This is a genomic window from Aurantiacibacter odishensis, from assembly GCF_003605195.1.
Classification (GTDB): domain Bacteria; phylum Pseudomonadota; class Alphaproteobacteria; order Sphingomonadales; family Sphingomonadaceae; genus Alteraurantiacibacter; species Alteraurantiacibacter odishensis.
Map to the genome: position 1 here is coordinate 1 of NZ_QYOS01000023.1, position 18,717 is coordinate 18,717.

The 18,717-nt window shown below is 60.2% G+C and carries 16 protein-coding genes; 2 read left to right on the plus strand and 14 right to left on the minus strand.

The window, feature by feature from the left end:
• Positions 1-4,400 (minus strand): beta strand repeat-containing protein (locus D4Q51_RS07105; protein ID WP_120077068.1); only part of this gene is annotated, 4,400 nt, incomplete at its 3' end.
• A 612-nt stretch (positions 4,401-5,012) separates the two neighbouring features.
• On the opposite strand from D4Q51_RS07105, the gene D4Q51_RS07110 reads away from it, so the two are divergent.
• Positions 5,013-5,825 carry a hypothetical protein gene (locus tag D4Q51_RS07110; RefSeq protein ID WP_162925191.1) on the plus strand — a complete coding sequence of 271 codons (813 nt, stop codon included), beginning with the start codon at positions 5,013-5,015 and terminating at the stop codon, positions 5,823-5,825.
• Between the two features lie 65 nt (positions 5,826-5,890).
• Here the strand turns inward: D4Q51_RS07110 and D4Q51_RS07115 are convergent, their stop codons facing one another.
• Complete coding sequence (locus D4Q51_RS07115; protein WP_162925193.1) at positions 5,891-6,610, minus strand: CPBP family intramembrane glutamic endopeptidase; 720 nt, start codon at positions 6,608-6,610, stop codon at positions 5,891-5,893.
• Between the two features lie 326 nt (positions 6,611-6,936).
• Here D4Q51_RS07115 and D4Q51_RS07120 point away from each other — a divergent pair, with 326 nt between their 5' ends.
• A complete protein-coding gene (locus tag D4Q51_RS07120) occupies positions 6,937-7,173 on the plus strand; it encodes a hypothetical protein (protein ID WP_205689461.1) in 237 nt (78 codons plus the stop codon).
• Between the two features lie 47 nt (positions 7,174-7,220).
• On the opposite strand, the gene D4Q51_RS07125 is transcribed toward D4Q51_RS07120, so the two are convergent.
• From D4Q51_RS07125 to D4Q51_RS16070, 12 genes are all read right to left on the minus strand, one after another.
• Entirely contained in the window at positions 7,221-7,658 is a 438-nt protein-coding gene (locus D4Q51_RS07125; protein ID WP_162925195.1) for an A24 family peptidase, read from the minus strand.
• A 14-nt stretch (positions 7,659-7,672) separates the two neighbouring features.
• On the minus strand, positions 7,673-8,389 hold the full coding sequence (locus D4Q51_RS07130) for a tetratricopeptide repeat protein (RefSeq protein WP_120077073.1): 717 nt from the start codon (positions 8,387-8,389) through the stop codon (positions 7,673-7,675).
• Between the two features lie 3 nt (positions 8,390-8,392).
• On the minus strand, positions 8,393-9,364 hold the full coding sequence (locus D4Q51_RS07135; protein WP_120077074.1) for a type II secretion system F family protein: 972 nt from the start codon (positions 9,362-9,364) through the stop codon (positions 8,393-8,395).
• A gap of 1 nt (position 9,365) precedes the next feature.
• Positions 9,366-10,286: a type II secretion system F family protein gene (locus tag D4Q51_RS07140; protein ID WP_240624608.1), complete on the minus strand. Its 921-nt coding sequence runs from the start codon at positions 10,284-10,286 to the stop codon at positions 9,366-9,368.
• A gap of 89 nt (positions 10,287-10,375) precedes the next feature.
• Complete coding sequence (locus tag D4Q51_RS07145; RefSeq protein WP_120077076.1) at positions 10,376-11,770, minus strand: TadA family conjugal transfer-associated ATPase; 1,395 nt, start codon at positions 11,768-11,770, stop codon at positions 10,376-10,378.
• Positions 11,767-12,927, minus strand: coding sequence for a CpaE/TadZ family protein (locus tag D4Q51_RS07150; RefSeq protein ID WP_162925197.1), 1,161 nt, complete (start codon positions 12,925-12,927; stop codon positions 11,767-11,769). Before D4Q51_RS07150 ends, D4Q51_RS07145 begins: the two co-directional genes overlap by 4 nt.
• 380 nt (positions 12,928-13,307) lie before the next feature.
• A complete protein-coding gene (locus D4Q51_RS15665) occupies positions 13,308-13,538 on the minus strand; it encodes a hypothetical protein (protein ID WP_162925198.1) in 231 nt (76 codons plus the stop codon).
• A gap of 61 nt (positions 13,539-13,599) precedes the next feature.
• Positions 13,600-15,015 (minus strand): type II and III secretion system protein family protein, encoded by a 1,416-nt coding sequence (locus tag D4Q51_RS07155; RefSeq protein WP_120077078.1) that lies wholly within the window; start codon positions 15,013-15,015, stop codon positions 13,600-13,602.
• Positions 15,002-15,865 (minus strand): Flp pilus assembly protein CpaB, encoded by an 864-nt coding sequence (gene cpaB, locus D4Q51_RS07160; RefSeq protein WP_120077079.1) that lies wholly within the window; start codon positions 15,863-15,865, stop codon positions 15,002-15,004. The genes D4Q51_RS07155 and cpaB overlap by 14 nt, the downstream gene beginning before the upstream one ends.
• 112 nt (positions 15,866-15,977) lie before the next feature.
• Entirely contained in the window at positions 15,978-16,172 is a 195-nt protein-coding gene (locus D4Q51_RS07165) for a Flp family type IVb pilin (RefSeq protein ID WP_120077080.1), read from the minus strand.
• A 468-nt stretch (positions 16,173-16,640) separates the two neighbouring features.
• Positions 16,641-17,714, minus strand: coding sequence for a phosphatase PAP2 family protein (locus D4Q51_RS07170; RefSeq protein WP_120077081.1), 1,074 nt, complete (start codon positions 17,712-17,714; stop codon positions 16,641-16,643).
• A 13-nt stretch (positions 17,715-17,727) separates the two neighbouring features.
• The gene (locus tag D4Q51_RS16070; RefSeq protein WP_120077082.1) at positions 17,728-18,462 is read right to left on the minus strand and encodes a peptidoglycan DD-metalloendopeptidase family protein; all 735 of its coding nucleotides are present in this window, start codon (positions 18,460-18,462) and stop codon (positions 17,728-17,730) included.
• Between the last annotated feature and the right edge of the window lie 255 nt (positions 18,463-18,717).

Here is an 18,717-nt window from a genome sequence, read left to right on the forward strand (position 1 = left end):
ACCACCGAGTAGGTCACGGTCTCGGTGCCCACGCTCGCGGTCGAGCCGTCGACGCCCGCTGCAAAGCTGACGCTTGCCGGCGTGTCGTTGCCGACGCTCACCACCAGGTTGCCGGTGAAGCTCGCCTCGCTCGTGTCGAGCGGATCGTCGCCCGCATTGGCATCAAGGTCGCCATCGGTCGAAGCAGGGTTGCCGCCCGTCAGGCCGTCATCGTCCACTGCCGCACTGGCCTGGCCGCCCTGCGGCTCGCTGTCGGGCTGCAGCGTCACGTTGACCGTCGCGGTCGACATGTCGCCGTCGCCATCGACGATGGTGTACTCGAAGCTGTCGGTCAGGTTGCCGTTCGAGCCCGCGCCCGGCGCAGGCGTGTAGGTGAACAGGCCCGTCACCGGGTTGTAGGTCACCGTGCCGTAGGTCGCCTGGGTCGAGACATAGACATCGGCCACATCGCTCGTATCCACGCCGTCCGCGCCGAACACGTCGTTCGCCAGCGCATCGATCGTGAACGCCTGGTTCTCGCTCACCTGGCCGCCGCTGTCGTCGTTCGCAGTGGGAACGTCGTCGATGATGTCCACGTCGAGCACGTCATTGGCAACGCTGCCGTCGGTGTCGGTCGCCTGGACCGAGAAGCTGTCAGTCACGCGGTCTTCGCCACTCACCGAGTGGTCGACCGTGTTGTCGGCCAGGGTATATTCGTAAGAGACCGTGGCCGCGACGACATCGCCGGTGCTGTCAAGCGTGGTGGCAACTCCGGTGACGACCAGCGTGCCGTAGCTGCCGGTTATCGTGACGGGATAGGTGACGCCGCCACCGAAGATCGCCGTGCCGTCAATCGTCAGCGTGTCGAGACCGTCGACGCTGGTAACATCGAAGGACCCCGCCTGCGTAAGCGCGCCGCTGTCGGGAGAGCTGCCGTCAGCAAGGTCGTCTTCGTCCACGACTTCTTCGGCACCTTCGAGATTGAAGCCGGTGAGCACCACCGGATCATCCGCACCATTGATCGTTACCGTGACCGTGGTCGTGCTGGTATCGCCGTCACCGTCGGTCAGCGTGTAGGTGAAGACTTCGGACAGCGACTCTGTACCGTCGAGGCCCTGCACCGCGGCATTCTGGTTATCGAGAACGTACTCGTAGTCGCCGTTCGCGAGAATGGTAATGGAGCCGTAGGTGCCGGTGACCGAGGTTCCGACATTACCGGAAACATCGCCTGCGGCCTGGCCGGCGGCCACGCCGCTCACCATAGCGCCATCGGCGCCTGTCACGTCTTCCACCCCGTCCGTCGCATTGGCGTCGCCGGGCGCCGGATCGGTGGCGGTAATGACGTTGCCGGTGGCCGACAACGGGCCATCCTCGGTGACGGAATCCACGTCAGGATTGGCCGTCGGGACATCGTCGAGGATGGCGATGGAAAGCGTGCCGTCGGAGAAATCGCCGTCCTGGTCGGTCACGACGACCGCGAAGCTGTCCGACGTGTTGTCGCCGTCGGTGCTGGTCGTCAGTTCATAGGTGTAGGCGATCACGCCGCCGGAAACGGAATTGATCGTCAGCGTGCCGAATGCGCCTGCGAAGGTCTGTCCGGCTCCGGTAACAGCCACGCCATCGATCGTGACAACAGCCGGGCCGTCCGGCGCGCTGAAGGTGAAGGTGCCGGAAGTGAACTCGCCATCCGTGCCTGCGGCCGAACCGGCGGGCGGCCCGTCGAGGCCTGCCTCGTCGACAACCGTGCCATCCTCACCGGCAACCGGCAGATCGAGATCCGTCGGCGAATCCGCGATGGAGATTACGAGATCGGCAGTGGCGACATCGCCATCGCCGTCCGTGATCGTGTAGCTGAAGGTATCGCTCACCCCGCCCGGTGTGCCTGCATCGCGGGTGTAGCTGAACGTGCCGTCCGCAGCGATTGTCAGCGTACCGTATTCACCCTGCACCACATCGCCCGCCGCGCCGCTGCCGCCAGCGCCCGAATAGGCAGTGACGAGCGCGCCGTCGGCGCCTTGCGTATCGTTGGCGAGAACGGAGCCGCCAACCGGCCCATATTCACCCGCTGCGATGGCCGCTGCATCATCGGCGGCCGACGGCGTATCGTCGGCAATCGCGATGACCAGCGAGGTGCTGGCCGTATCGCCGTCGCTGTCGGTTGCAACGAGAGTGAAGGTGTCGCTGTCCGGATCGCTGAGCGTGTTGTCGGTCAGCGTGTAGGTATAGCTGTATTGGCCGCCGGTGACCGAGACGGACAGGGTCCCCTTGGCCGTGGTCACAGTACCGCCGCCGGTTACGTCCTGGCCGTTGATGACCAGCGAGGCGAGCGTATCGTTGCCCGTGGAAATGGCGATATCGCCCTGCGCGATCTCGCTGTCGCTGGCGGAATCCGAGCCTTCCGGCTCACCGTCGCGTGCGGGCAGGCCGGCCTCGTCAACGTCATCATCGCCTTCGACTGCGATCTGCGGTTCGGAGTCGTCGGCAAGCGTGATCGTCACGGTTGCAGTCGCAACATCGCCGTCGCCATCGGTGATCGAGTAGTCGAAGGAAACTTCGCCTTCCTCGCCCGGTGCGGGCGTGTAGGTGAAGGTGCCGTCGCCATTGTAGCTGACGCTGCCGCCGCCTTGCAGCGAGCCTTCGACGAAGGCGATGTCGTCCAATGCCACGCCGTCTGCGCCGGGAGTGTCGTTCGCGAACACGTCGACGGTGATGGGCGCATTCTCGTCGTCACCCGCCATGCCGGTATCATCGACCGCAATCGGTTCGTCGTCGACGATATGGATCGTCAGCGTGTCGCTGGCGCTGTCGCCATCGAGATCGGTCACGGTGATTTCGAAATCGACGGAAGTGTCGTCGCCCGAAGTGTTGTCACCCAGCGTGTACTCGTAGGTAATCGTGCCATCGCCCGTTGCCGGATCGTAGGTGACATCGGTGATTACGAGCGTGCCGGTGCCGTCCGAGACGACAGTCTGCGGCAGGTTGTTCTGGTCGATCGTCACACCGTTCACGGCAATGCTGCCAAGCCCGTCAGGCGAGTTGAACGTTACCGTCGCGCCGGTCGTCTCACTGGTGTCGCTGTTGTTGTCGGGATCGTTGTCGGCGATCTCGCCAGTCCCCACCGGGTCATCGCCGCGGGGCGGCAGGCCGCCTTCATCGACAATCGTTCCCTCGCCCACTTCGGGGATGAAGGTGATCTCTGTGGGCGCATCCTCGATCGTGATCGTCAGGACCGCCGAAGAGGTGCTGCCGTCCTGGTCGACCAGATCGTAGTCGAACGCCTCTTCCACGCCCCCGGGCGTGTTCGGATTGCGCACGTATTCGTAGCTGCCGTCGGCGTTGAGAGTGAGCACGCCATAGGTGCCCACAAGCGTTTCGCCCGGCTCGGCACTTCCGCCTTCGTTCGCAAAGCCCGTAACGCCGTCAAAACCATCGGCGCCGCTGATATCGTTGTTCAGCACGTTGCCGGTGATCGGGCCGAACGTGCCGCCGGGAACGGTTCCCGCGTCATCCACGCCTTCGGGCGCATCATCGACGACGCGGATTTGCAGCGTGGCGCTTGCCTGATCGCCGTCGGTATCGATCACGGTCGCTTCGAAGAACCCGTCGAATTCTTCCGCGAGGGTGTTATCCTGCAGCGTGTAGCTGAAGCCGATTTCACCCGTCGCAATATCGATGCTGGTGATCGTCAGCGTGCCGATGGGCGAAGTGAAGGTCTGTCCGACCGTAGTGATTTCAACGCCATTGATCAGGATCGCCGAAAGACCATCCTGGGCGTTGAAGATGATGGTGCCGCTGGTGGTCTCGCCGTTACCCTCGGCATTGCTGCCTTCGGGTTCGGCAGGATTTGTGCGCGCCGGCAGGCCTTCTTCGAATACCGTGGCGATGGCATCCGAAACGCCGACGGGGTTGTCGGGCGTTTCGATGACGATGTCGGGTTCCTCGTCATTCCGGTCCGGAATGATCTCTTCTTCCGGCTGCTCATCCTGCGGCAGCTCGGTGTAGGGAAGCAGGTCGCCCAGGTCGAAAGCCGACTGGATCTCGCCGGGATCGGTGGCGAAGTTGCCGCCCGAGCTTGGCACGAGGCCCGCCGCCGGCTCGGGCTCGTTGCCGACCAGCAGTGCCGCGACGTTCGCAGGCGGAATGGGCGTCCCGTCGATGACGAGCTGCGGAATGACGATCGCGCCATCCGGCACCACGATCCGGCTACCGTCGGAAAGGATGATGACAAGGTCGCGCCCGTCGAACTCCAGGCTCTCGATGGCCTGGCCGGCGGGCAACACCACGGTGTTGTCAGCGCCGGCAGTCACGATCTGCGATGCGTTCTGGCTGGCGCCCTGCAAGGAGGCAACGCGTCCGGTCGTACCAGAAGTGTCGTCGCCGTCGTTGAAGTCGCCCTCGAAGCCGTTCAGTTCTTCACTCATCGTCCACCCCACTTGCGGGCAGAAGCGATAAAGGCCCCCGGCCGCAGTTTTCAAATGAAGAGGCATCCCCCTGTTGGAGCCATCTCGCGAAAATAGGAGAACAGGAATCTCGAATGGTTACAAGGCTGTTAACCCTGCGGAGCCAAATCGCGTCTGTTCAGTTCGAGACGCCTTGCTTGCCGATACGTTCGGCAAATCACTATTTTATTGGGAGAATTATCCGACTTCTGGAATTCCGTCAGTCAGCACCAATGCCGATCGCAGTTTATAGTCGTCTCGTTCAGGCACATATTCCTAACGCTTGGGAAGCCTTTCTGCGAGGCAGATCGATCGCTGCGACTCGAAGGACACCTGCAACCTTGTCCATCAGACTCTCGTCGCGGCGTTGGTCAGAGCAGACCCCGAACCCCCTTTGATGCTGCAAGTGAAACTCGCCATGGGGCCAAGGGCAAAGCGGCCTGATCTACATGCTACGCTCAAAGCACCCAGTAATGCGCTTCGCCCAAACAGGTTTATTCTTAACAATAACTTCACTATGATGCGTGCTCTTTTGAAACAGGGGGAGCACAGCTCTCGACTGCGAAATTTACATGCTGATAAATGGCACGCATGATGAGTATGACGATTAATCCTAGCCAGTGTTACGTGGTGAAGTCCGGGGATCTGAACGCCCTGAACTACCTCGACGCTGGTTGCCCGAAACCCGAGCAATTAGAATGGATTAACCGCGCGACCGACCAGCACTTGCGTCCGTCCAGCGTCAACCAGTTGCTGCGCACGCTCTATTGCGACAACGTGTCGCAAAGCGCTGCCCGGCTGAGAGATACTTCCGGGCTTCGCGCCATCTTCGCGTCCGATTCGGAACGCAATGAATTTGCGCAGCAATTCAGCGGAGCCGTGAAGGAAGAGGAGGTCCGCCGACAATTCATGGTGACGGCAATCTTCCCGTCTCGCGAAGCGGCGGACGAGGTTGTTCTGGAACTGGTGGAAAGCGGATTTTCGAAGGAGTCTCTTTGCATTCTTTCGAAGGCTTCGCTTTATTCGGACGAGGACATTGTCTGGCCGCGTGGCAGCGGAACGCTGGAGATTACCGGTGTGACCGCGAGCGGCGGTATCGTGGGTGCGCTTTTCGGTCTCGCGGTCTTTGCCATTCCGGGCGTCGGCCCGGTCGCAGCTGCCGGTGCAGTGGCAGCCTCCGCGTTCTCGTCCGTGGCAGCGCTAAGCGGTGTGATCGGCGCAACTGGCGCAGCATTGACGAAGGTCCTGTCGGACTTCGACGTCGACGGGCTGGCTTCGAACTATCTCGAACAGCAACTCAAGAAGGGCAGCGTCTTCCTGACGATCGACACGCGCGTTTGCCCGGTGGAGCGCGATAACATCGCCAGGAAGCTGACGCAGCTCGGTGGTCGCATTCCCAAGCTCTGACGGGGGCAAGGTCCCTGGCTGCAGGCGGCGCCATGCAAGCGAGCTTCACCCAGGTGCTGTTCTTCCTACCTTTCGAACGCTTCGGCCACCAAAGCGAACGCATCGAAGTATCCGGCCGTAAGCATGGTGGTGTCCACCAGTCCATGAGCGAAAATGAGCGCCCACAGATTGCCATTCATGCGCATACGCAGCCACCCCAGATACAGGCCGACTGCACCGGTTACGACCACGCCGCCGAGCCCTTGATAAGCGTGGGGAAGCGCGAAGATCGCCGCCTGCACCGCAATGATTGCAGGAGGTCTGCCAGCAAGCCCTTTCAAGCGAGACAGGCGGTCGATCAGGAAACCGCGCCACAACAGTTCTTCGCCAAAGGCAGCAGCTCCCCAGGCCACCAGCGAGATCCAGAGGAGAAGCATCCACGGGCTTTCGCGGATGATGGTCATCACATCCAGCGTGTTCGGAGCGCCGAGGCCGAGCGCATCCATCAATCTGCCGCCACCAATCAGGATAGCGAGGATCGCGAACGTTGCGACCAGCCCGGCCGCAAGCGTTCTCGACCAGCTTGCCGGTTCCGATAGGTCGAAGGCAGCGGCCACGGCTCCTTCCCTTCGCAGCCACAGCCACGCCGCCAGCAAGGCACCGCCCATGCTGCCGAATGCCGAAAGCGCCAGACCCAGGCCGGATTGCCCGAGAAGCAGGATCGGCACGGCCGACGCGAGGGCAAAGGCCGCCAGTACGGTGAGGAACTGAAGCCCAAATTTCCCCCAGGAGAGGGTAAAGGGCACTCCCGATGAACGGTCCGAAGCGGCAACGCCGCCCGCGACATCCTGACGATACGCTATTGCTCTATCCCCCTTCAGTCTGCCCCGAATGGCGAACGCCTGATACCGTCTTTGGGCGGTAGGTCGGAACGTCATTCTGCCAAGAGCATTGACCTATCGACACCGTTTAGCCGGAAGCTGAACTTCATTGAAAGTCGTTTCATGAAGTTCTGAAAACATTCCTGCGAGTAGCCGTATGGCTCTTCGCAAGTGTTAGCGCTGCCTTCCGGAGAAACGATTTATCAATCATGTTTTTCTACGACGGACTTATGAGCTTCTTGACCTCCCCTGTGATCGACATGCTGGCGAAGGCGTTTGCTGTCCTCTTGGTGGCGAACGAGATACGCGGGATCATACTTACGGCACCTGTCTTCTATGGTCTTTACCAGGCTGGTGGTTCGCTCATGGCTATCTGGATGGCGATCTGCTCTCTCGGCGGTATTGCGCTTTCCGTTGTCGTTCCCCTGTTCGCAGCCAAGAAAGTCAAACGACTGGCCGAACGAAAACGTTTGGCGGAAAGCCAGTAAAGCCCGGCGTAACTCCAATAGGTCTGCCTTCGATCCCCTGACTTCATCTACGACAGGACGGTGATCGCGAAGCCGGCAGCAATGGGCACGGCAAAGGGGACAGTGAAGCTTTTTCCCATCTCACGCAGCGGCACTCCCTTCAAGCGCTTCGCGATGGCCATGGCCGCGAGAACGACCAGTCCGGCGGCGGAAATCCAGCCAAGCAACTGGAGCGCCTGCGAAGGCAGGACAGCAAAGGCAAGCGAGCTGTACATTTTCGCATCGCCCGCCCCGATGAGGCCGCCAGCAAAAAGACCCATGCCCACAAGTAGCACGGCAAGTGCGTGAAGAGCGCAGAGGCCAAGCAAGGTCAAGCCGCCCGCAAGATAGCTGGAGGCGATCGCTGACAAGGCTATTGCCGCGCAGAGCGCGTTGGGAATGCGCCTGAAGCGAATATCGCAAACTGCCGCAGCAACGCAAAGCGCGATACAGAGGTAAAGCGCCAACCCTGCTGCTGAGATCAAATCTCGATCCTGACCGGATAGTCTACGACCTTGATACGCGAGACCTCGCGCTCCTGCTGTTGCGGAACTTCGCCTTGCGTTTCGTCACGCTCGACCATCTGGACGACCGGTCGCCGGGCGTAGACCTCCATCCGCGGGGGCGCATGGGCCGGCCCGTCCGTCGTTCGGATATGGATGACATGGCCCTGCCGCCTGGCCGATGTTGCGGTAACGGGAGCCGGAGCCGGCGCATCGACCTGCTGCGGTGTGGGAAGAGCAGGCAGTTCCAGTTGCGCCACTTCGGCGGTCGCAGACTGGATATCCGCGTCGAGCGCACGTGCCCGTGCAAAACTCACATCTCCTTCCACGCGGGCCAGGTTCGTCGCAAACCGAGCATTGTCCGGTTCAACTTCGAGCGCTTCGCGGAAATACCGCTGCGCGACATCGAGACGACCGAGCCGGACGTAGACGACGCCAAGCGCGTTTGTGGCATCGGCACGCGTGAGCGGGTTGGTCCGCGCGCTGGCAAGGTAGCGCGCGGCGGTTGCCAGGTTCCCTTCGGCCAGGTTCTTCCGGCCGACTTCCAGCTCTATTTCCGCGATCGCTTCGGCGGTTGCCTGCTGCGCATGGATGTTGGCGTTGAGCGCGGCGGATTCGTGGCCGCGAAACAGGCTGCATCCGGACAACAGAATTCCCGTCACAGCAACGACACCGATCTTGTGTAGAGAGTTCATGGCCTATCCCCCCGATAGTGCTGGGAAAAGAGTTCTGACTGCCCTTACGACCCCAGGTATCATAAGGACTCCGATCATCGTCGGCAGCATGCAGACGACGAGAGGAATTGAAATGAGAACGGGAAGGCGGTGGGCTTTCTCTTCCGCCCTCAGCCTGCGCTTTTCCCGCATTTCGTCAGCGTAGACCCGCAGCGTTTCCGCAACGCTGGTGCCCATCCGGTCGGACTGGATCAGCAAGGTGGAGAAACTGCGGATTTCGTCAACGCCGCTCATGTCGCCCATCTTGCGCAGCGCATCATCGCGCGAGGCCCCTGCCCGCATTTCGAGAGTCGCCAGTGACAGGAGTTCCGATATCAGGGGATGCGATCCGATCATTTCGCGTCCCACGCGATCCATCGCGGACTCCAGACCGAGGCCGGCTTCGACGCACACGAGCATGAGATCGAGGCAATCCGGAAAGCCCTTGCGAATGGTTTCCTCGCGCCGGGCTGCCTTAGCGGAGACATAGAGGTTCGGAAGAAACAGCCCCGCGGCTGCAAACACGACGCCCAGCAGATAGAGCTGGAAGATGCCCATGTCCTGGTCCGTCAGCGAGACCACGACGAAGAACAGGACCGGGAGCAGGAAGACGAGGAAAATCCGCGTCAGTGTGAAGACGCGCGGAGCATGGCTGGCGGTGTAACCGGCTGCCACCAGCTGCTTGCGCAATTTGTCCCCGCGCGTATCCGCAAGGCTCAGGCCGCTCTTCTCCACACGGTCGAGAAGGCCGAGCCAGGCGCTGCTTTTCGTCTCCACCAGCTTGCCGGACGAAATCGACTGGCGGCTCGGGGCGCCGATCTGCGCGATCTGCTTCTGCACCGTGGACCGGTCGGAGAAATACCGCACCAGAAAGGCGACCAGCCCGAGGACAACGATAAAGACAAGGATCAGAACCGCGAGGCGGGCGACATCATTCGTGGCAATGAAATCAATCATCCTAGACCTCCAGATTGATCATCTTGCGAATGGCGAACACGCCGACAAAGTACCACACGATCATGAGCGGGAACGAGATGTAGAAGATCGGGTCGGTGGCGACCTCAAGATAGAAATCCGGGTTGAGAGAGAAGAGCATCACGAATGTGATGACGGGCAGTGCCGTCAGGATCCATCCGGTCATTCGGCCTTCCGAACTCAGGGCGCGGATCTTCAGATAGAGGACCGCCCGTTCACGGATGACATGCGCCAGGTTTTCGAGGATTTCCGCGAGATTGCCGCCAGTTTCGTTCTGCAACGAGAGCGATACGACGAACATCCTGATATCATCCAGGTCCCAGCGCTCGGCCATCGCGCTCAGCGCTTCGGTCAGTTCGGCACCGTAGGATACCTCGTCCGAAACGAGACCGAATTCACTGCCGATGGGATCTTCCATTTCGTTCGTGAGAAGGTCGATCGCAGAGGCGACCGGATGCCCCGACCGCAGCGCCCGGACAAAGATATCGAGTCCGACAGGGAACTGATCCTGCATCTTCTTCCTCCGCCTCTGCGCGAGGAAGCTGATGATGAGGAGAGGGATACCGATAGCCACTGCGGCGGCGAAAGCCGTGATGAGTTGGATCACACCCAGTGTAAGGGCGTAGCTGGCAGACCATGCCAGGACCAGCACGGCGAGGAGCACGATCGCAAACGCCACGCCCATCACCAGCAACACTTGCATGGGGCTGTAGGGCAGAGACGCCATCATCAGGTTTCGCCTGAGGCTTCGGACAGCATTGCCCCAGATACCGGGCAGGTCCGGGCCGCGGTTCGGATCGTTCCTGAGTAGGAACGTCATGATGCGCTCCCGGTCGGTCCCTTGCGCAATCATCTTGAGGCGCTTGTTTACCGCAGAAGCATAAGCCCGGTTTTCGACCCCCATTCGCAGGGCCACCTGGACAACAAGGAAGACCGTGGCAAAAATGGCCAGCAGGATGAAGAAGCGGCCAAGCGAGCTGTCCAGAAAGTCTATCATCCGATTTTCAGCCCCGGCCTGAAGAGTTCCGGCGACATCTCGATCCCGTGCTCGAGTGCAAGGTTGAGGAACTTCGGACGAATTCCTGTCGCTTCGAACTGACCCAGAACAGTGCCGTCATCCGCACGGCCCGATTGCTTGAAGCGGAAGATCTCCTGCATCGTGATGGTCTGGCCCTCCATCCCGCTGATTTCCGAAAGGCTGACGAGGCGACGCCTGCCATCCGAATAGCGAGCGATCTGGATGATCACGTTGATTGCCGAGGCAATCTGTGAACGCGCTGCGGCGGCCGGGATATCGATACCGCTCATGCCGATCATTTGTTCGACACGCGAAAGCGCGTCGCGGGCAGTGTTGGCGTGCACGGTGGTCATCGATCCGTCGTGACCTGTGTTCATGGCCTGCAGCATGTCGAATGCCTCGCCGGCTCGAACCTCGCCCACGATGATGCGGTCGGGCCTCATGCGGAGCGCGTTCTTTACCAGGTCGCGCTGCGTTATCTCGCCGCGCCCTTCGATATTCGGCGGTCGCGTCTCGAGGCGGGCGACGTGTTCCTGCTGCAGTTGCAGTTCCGCCGAATCCTCGATCGTGACAATGCGTTCGCGGTTGGAAATGTAGGCCGAGAGCGCGTTCAGGAGCGTCGTCTTGCCCGAACCCGTACCCCCGGAGATGAGCACATTGCGGCGTGCCTGAACCACCCCCTTCATCACTTCGGCGACCTGCTCGGGGATACTCCCGATATCGACGAGGCGATCCAGGCTGTAAGGCCGTTTGGAAAACTTGCGGATCGACAACAGCGAGCCATCGATTGCCAGCGGTGCGACAATCGCGTTGACGCGCGAACCGTCGGCCAGCCTTGCATCGACGAACGGCGAGGACTCGTCGATACGGCGTCCGACCGCACTCACGATGCGCTGGATTATCCGCATGAGGTGCTTCTCGTCCTGGAAACGAACCGGCACCTTCTCGAGCATGCCGGAACGCTCGACGAAGGTCGTCTTGTATCCGTTGACGAGAATATCGGTAATCGTGTCATCCGCCAGCAGCGGTTCAAGCGGTCCCAGACCAAGAAGCTCGTCCAGGACCTCGTCGACAATCAGGGAGCGTTCCCGCGTATTCAGCGCGGCATTCTCTTCGGTCAGAAGATCGAGGATCAGGCTGCCGGCTTCCTCACCGATCTGTTCGCGCGACATCTTGTCGAGCATGGCAAGGTTGATGCGGTCGAGCAGCTTGCGATGGATGCTGGACTTGAGCTTCAGCCAGCGATCGACGTCCTCGGAGTTCTTTTTCTCGAGCGACGTGAGTTCTGGGATGCCCTCGGAGAAACCGCCGTCACTGTCCCCGGCGCTGGGGTCAGCGCCCTCGCCCTGACGTTTGACTTGCCATCTCATGCGCCGTGCTCCCTGGAAATTCGATCCACAAGCATTTCCGTAAGCTTCGAAACTTCGGCATCGAACTTGTTCTTGCCCTGGATTTCCGAACACAGCATTCCCTGATCCTGGGCCGTCAGAATTTTCGATCCCTCGTTGGGAAGCCCGACCAGCACGTCTCGCTTGAGCGCCTCACGCACGTCGCGCAGGCTGATGCTGCCAAAAAGCTTCTTCTCGACCCGGTTGACTGCGACCGCGACTTTCGAGGCATTCACACCGACCGAATTGAAGAGTTCCAGCCATCTCTTGGCCTGTCGCAGGCTGGAAATCTCCAGCTCGACCACCATCAGGATCTGCGAAGCTTCGAGGAGAGTGGAGAGGTTCCAGTTCGTCCAGTTCGCAGGCAGATCGATAAGCACGAAATCGAATTCCTGGCGCGCAAGCTTGATCACACGCAAGAGCTGGTCGGAATCCACCGTCTCAAGGGGCTGGATGTCGAATGGCGCCGCGATCACGTGAATTCCGTCGTCACGCCGCATCGCCACGGATCGCAATACAGAGCTATCGAGGCGGTGCCCCGCCTCCAGCAGATCATCAAGGCTGCGTCGGGGCGTAACGCCGAGGTAGGGCGCTACAGACCCAGCCTGGATATCCAGGTCGAGGATACATACCCCGCGACCGGACTGGCCCCACTCGAGCAAATGCTTCCCGAGGTGGGTGGTGACAGTCGTCGCGCCTTCACCTCCCCTCGATTTGACCACGGCGATCAATGGGGCGAGTTCAGTTTCGGCCTCGACCTCGGAATAGCTGTCCTCGACAGCATTCGCGATCGAATCCAGCATTTCCTCCAGTTGAAACGGCACCGAGGCGATATCCTCGACGCCCTGGCGCAGCAGCACACGAACGGTCGAAACACCGGCATCGCGCAAACCGACAACCAGGGGAAGGTTCGGACGCAATCCACGAATCTGCTTGATGCGATCCATGGAGCTGGCAACGGCAGGGTCGACTTCGACAACCATCACCTGTGCGTCCTGAATGATTTCTTCCGGTATCTTGGCACCGGGCTCCATCTCGAAGATCTGCAACTGATCTGACGTGCGACTGTGAAAATCAGGCCGCAAGACCTCCAGCGCAGAGTCCGAGGCAACAACCGACACTTTTGCCGGGATGCGCACTTTCCGATCTCCATCGCGAGTCAAGTTGAGACCTTCCCTTGTCATTTCACTTTCCGACAAATCCGAATGCTTCCAACACCTTCGAAGAAAGCGCAAATCTCTTCCTGTGCGACCTTAATTCCAAGTCTTGAAAGATTAACTGTCGAGAGTTCGATGTCCTGAACTCGGACAAAAACATTCCCATTGATGAACTGGCTTCAGACTTCGCGTTCACCGGCCGCGGCAATTCTTTTCCGGTACTTTCGGATTTTCCCTGCGAGGTCCTCGAAAGCCGTTCGCTATCGAGAGGCAGTGCGACCGGTGGAAAGCCTGAACCTACCTCTGCAACGTGAGATGATGTGGCTACGGTCATCAGGTCTTTCCGGATCCTTGCGACAACATCAGTTGCCGCCGCCGCCTCCTCCGCCACGTCCACCTGTTACACCCGCCGTCGTGCTTGTCGCCGATGGGTCAGGCACCTCGTTGTTGCGATAGCGCTCGATTGCCGCCGCCGCGTGCTCTCCGCTCGTCGTCATCGGCTCGAGATACACAGGCTCGGGGTTTATGACCTGCGCCATCATCGTCTGGCGATTTGCTTCCCCGTAGACGCTGTCCCCTGGGTTCTGCAGCACGGAGTGCGTGGCACACCCGCTCAGCAGAAACGCCGTACCGCTTGCGGCCAGTAATTTCGCCTTAGTATTCATAGTCGCCCCCTTCGAAACTCTCTTCCGGCAGAGGTGCCGCGCGCCGCGAGGGGAGTGGATCTTCCCCCTCCCCCAGCAGGAAGATATCAAGCGGTTCGGGCGTCTCGACACGGTCCGTCGGCAAGTAGACCTGGTCGGGCCGGATCGGCTGAACCAGCCGCGGCGTCACCACGATAAGCAGTTCGGTCTCACCCTTCTGGAATTCCGTTGAACGGAACAGCGAACCCAGGATCGGTATCGAACCAAGGATTGGAAGCTGGCGGACGACCGTTTCGTAATCTTCCTGCAATAGGCCGGCGATGGCAAAACTCTCGCCATCTCGCAGTTCAATCACGGTGCTGGCACGGCGGGTCTGAAGCCCTGGAACGGTAATCCCGTTGAGAGTGACCGACGATGCCGGATCGATGGAAGATACCTCGGGCCGCACGCGCAGGTTGATCGTATCGTCGGCGAGCACCGTCGGCACGAAGCCTAGGCTCACGCCGAACTGCTTGAATTGGATCGTGATCGTGCTGGAATCGTTGCTGCTGCCCTGTGTGACGGGGATGGGATATTCACCGCCGGCAAGGAAGGACGCCTCTTCGCCCGACAGCGCGACAAGCGTCGGCTCTGCCAGCGTCCTGGCGAACCCCCGCCGCTCCAGTGCGGTCAGAATGCCCTCGATGTCGATATTGCCGATCGAGAAAAGCTGCGAGAAGACACCGAAGGAATCGGTTATCAGGCCTGCTCCTGCGTCCCCACCAATAGCCCCGTTGCCGGGCGAGAAGACGGCGCCGTCTCCAAACACGCCATTGAAGCTTCCGCCTTGCGAAGTGCCGATACCGCGAATGCCGATCTCGTCCCGCACCTGTCGGCTGATTTCCGCAAAACGGACTTCGAGCATGACCTGCTGGCTGCTGCCGAGCGAGATCATGTTCACCACGTTGTCACCAGCATAAGTCGATGCCAGCCGCAGCGCCCTGTCGATTGCGCCGGCATCGGAAACGACGCCGGTCAACACCATCGAGGACCCTGAGATCGAAGCCTGGATGTTCGAATCGGGGATCAGGCGAGCCAGTTGCTGCTGATAGGCATCGACATCCGGCCCAACGGCCACGTCGAGGACCGAAAGCACCCGCCCGCCTTCACCATAAAGCGTGAGACTTGTCGTGCCCATCGATTTGCCCAGAACATAAACCGACTGGCTGGTGAGAGGCAGGATATCCGCTATCTCGGAATTGCCGATCATCGCACGCGCGATCGGCCTGTCGACACTGATGACCCGGCTCTTGTTGAGCGGCAAGTCGATGGTCCCGCCATGAACGTCCTGGATTTCCGCCTGAGCGGCAGCCGGACCAGAAGAAACGGCGAGACCGAGACCCGCAATAGCGAGAGACGCGGCGATGAGAAAATTAGCGCGAGCCATAACGCGGCACCTCATATTCTGCGGTTTCGGTTCCTCGGTTGATTGTCATGCGCGGCGCTGGAGGGGCGGCACGGGCCACCGTTGCTCCGGACGATTGTCGCGATGGCGAAGAACGCGCGGGAGAAGGATTGCTGGCCGCCCGGACACGAGCCTGCGGCGCGGCGAAATAGCCAAGGTCGGCAACGGTAACTCGCGGACGTGGGCCCATTTCCTGGTTCTCCACGTTGCGCAGGGCCAGCGACAGGCTCCCCACCTGGCGCGCCAACGTAATCCGCTGCGCAGAGACGGGATCCAGCTGAAGCGTGGCAGTATCGACCACAGCCGGCTCATTGCTCTGATCATCGGCCCGCCTGTCGATCGCGAGTACGGGCACGTTTTCGAGAAGGACCGTGGTGATGTTGTCCCGCGTCAGCATCACGTCCACCACGTCACCCGGAAGCACGAAACCTGCGACACCGGAAACCTGGTTCACAGGGATGGAGACAGCCCGCATATCTACGGGAAGGTTGGCGGAGAGTGAGGCGCGCCCGGAAATCCTCGACTGGAGGATCGGCTCGCCAATCGCGATTGGCCGGATGGCGACCTGCCCCGGCTCAATTGCGGAAAGATCGTTGAAGGCCCCTTCGGGAACCGAGTTCGCAGGCCAACTGACAAGGCGGATGTTGTCGTTGTTCAGCGCAGTGCCGAACTCTAGCTCCTGCGAGGCGACCGCAACATTGACGAGTTCCTGCTGCTCGGCGATCGCCGCCTGCCGCTCCTCGACGCCGCTGAACCACGTGTTCGCAAGGTAAACCGCTAGTATGCCAAGCACACCGGCGACGACCAGAATGATTATGTTTCGCTGGTTCATCAAAACCCCCCTGATGAACGCGAAGCATGACTTAAAATTTTTGTTAACTCAACATAAAAATCGGCCCGTCCCAAATAGGAACGGGCCGACTCTTAATAGCAACAGCTACTGATTAGAAGCTGGCGCAAGCACCCGAAGTACCGGCGTCAATACATGCCGCAGCACCGCTCATGGCGCCGCCGATCGATTCACCCAGCGCCAGGGCGCCGACCACGATGGCGATACCCACGATCACGAGGATCAGAGCATATTCGGCAGCCGAAGCAGCGGACTCGTCGCGGACGAACAGGTTGATAAAGTTACGCATGAAATTTCCCCTCTAAGTGCATTCAATTCCGATCATTGATCGGATCAAGACAATCCCGGCATCTATTTCCGGTTCGACAAAGCGGAGATCGGGTTGGATATTCTGCCCCCAGAACCCGGTTGGCTTGGTAACTGCCGTCCCGCTTCTGCCATTATGTTTTTCATAGACGCTTAATTTTCGGAAGGTATTTGTTAGTACCTCCATACTTTGTCGGGAATTCAATTACTTCATAAGGGCAAAAGTTACCAAGAATGGTAAACGTCCGGGCCGAGCCGCCCTCGACCCCAAATGGCGTGCTTGAAAGATTCGCGACTCGTGGCCTGCGCGTAGGGGCTTGCCAAAAGTCTCAGCGCCTTCGGCAAGCTAAAAACCGCTGCTATTGACATGAACTCATGCATTTACGATGAGAAAACATGTACTTGCGCTATTTGTGGCAAGTAAATCCACCGCTGCAAAAGTATAGGGCCGTCAAACGCGCTTCGCGACCGGCACGGATGTGCCGAGCAGGCGTGCCAGAAAAGCCTTCACTGCAGCCCAGATGAGCAGCATGCCAACCGCGCTCACCACGCCGTCCAGAGCATAATGCCAGCCCAGGTGGACAGACCCGACAAAGATGACCGCGACATAGGCCCACATCAGCAATTTCAGCGCCGTCCTCTCCGGGAACTGATCCCTGACGACGAGAAGGGCCAGAACGGCAATGGCAACATGGAGCGAGGGCATGGCCGATATGCCGCCTCCAAGCGCATCGGTTCCGGCGGATGCAAGCAGGTATTGCATTGCAGTGAGCGAGTGGAGACCTTCGCTGCCGCCAATCTCGTGCAAGCGCGCCATCAGAGGCGCAAAGTCATCGCGTCCGAAGAAATGTTCGTAGAAGCAGGGCCCGACCGAAGCCATTCCCGTCGCCAGCACAGCGCCCAGGCCGAGCCAGGCCAGCTGGTAGCAGATACCGGCCTGCAGCTGCATCCGGCGGTTCGGGCTCAGGCAAATCCAGCAGAGCAATCCGATGTTGACCAAGTGCCAGAGCCCGTAGATCACATCGATGACCCGCGTCGCGCCGGCACCCAGTACTGCATGAGTGTATCGCCACGCGTCCATGCCGAGTATCTGTCTCTCCAGGTCGACCAGTAAGGGATCGAGATAAAAGGGCTGAATCTGCGGGATCAGCTTCTTGAAGCGGGAAGCTGCTTCCAGCGTTTCCGGAACGGCGAGGAGCATCACCACCATGCCGAGCAGTGTGGGCCAATGAAGCCTGACGTCTTCTATTAGCTGGCGAGTGGGCTGCGGATGACGCTTCGCCACCAGGTAGAGCGGCCGCACCATGGCGATCATGAATGCAATCGTTACCGAGAAGACCACGAAGGGGAAGCTCGCCTCACCCCATTCCGGCAGGACGTAGCGGCCTGAAAGGAAACGCAGCAGTGCGGCCGGCAAGATCGCCAATGCGACAACCACGCCGTACCCTGCCATGATACGCCAATTATCGGAGACAATATCAGCTAATGAAAGCCGGATCGGCTTTTTGGCCTGAAGCTCGGTCATGTTCTAATTCCGACTACCTGCTGAGAGGATCGACGGCTCTGCCATTTACCCGAGTTTCGTAATGAAGATGTGAACCGGTCGTTCGTCCGGTCGCTCCGACATAGCCGATAACCTGGCCATTGGTGACGCGATCCCCCACCGAGACAGCTATGCGCGACATGTGTGCGTAGCGCGTTTCGAGGCCGGAGCCGTGATCAAGCTTCACCAGGAGGCCGTACCCGCCTGCCCTCCCGGCAAGAGTTACCGTGCCATCGCCGGTAGCCATGATCGGAGTTCCATAAGCCGCCCCGTAGTCGATGCCGGCATGCTGGCGCGTGACACCATCGATCGGGTGCCGCCGTGCGCCGTACCGGCTCGTTACGCGAAGGTTGGCCAGCGGTGCCCCGGCGATGACCGGAGCGGCGCCGATGATTACGATGGGTTTATCCGAAAACGAGGCGGCGGAGACTTCGTCGCCGAACTGTTCCCTAACTGCTTTCGTAGGAGCGCCAATGAGGTCCCCTCCCCGGCTGACCGTGAAAGACACGGTCGCGCCCTCGTGCAGAACAACGGCGTCCGAACTCAGTTCGGATGGCCTCAGCGCCCGTTCGCCACCGATCAGCGGGGCGCCGCTTATCCTGACCGATACCGCGGCCTCATCGTCAACCATTTCCGATTGGGCGAGTGCGGGGACGGCGGAAAAGAACGGCAAGAAAAGCGCTGCAAGCCAGCACTTCGCCCTTGAGTGATCTTCAACCCGTGATGACATTGTCGTCGCCCCCTCAAGCTTTGGCTTTGTTACATCATTTCAGCCCGCTTGAGAAGTAGAGCGGAAGCATAGCTTCGAAAACTCGCAGTCTGGTGAGCTGGGCAGTCTATTCTAAAGCCGTTCTTAAGAACTTTTTTACCATATTCATCTACCCCTGTTTCCAACAGCCGAGCGGCTATTCGCCGTGAGCCCAAGGAGACCTGAGATGGCTTTCACTCTTACGCATCCGATCGCAACACTCCGTCGCTACCAGCG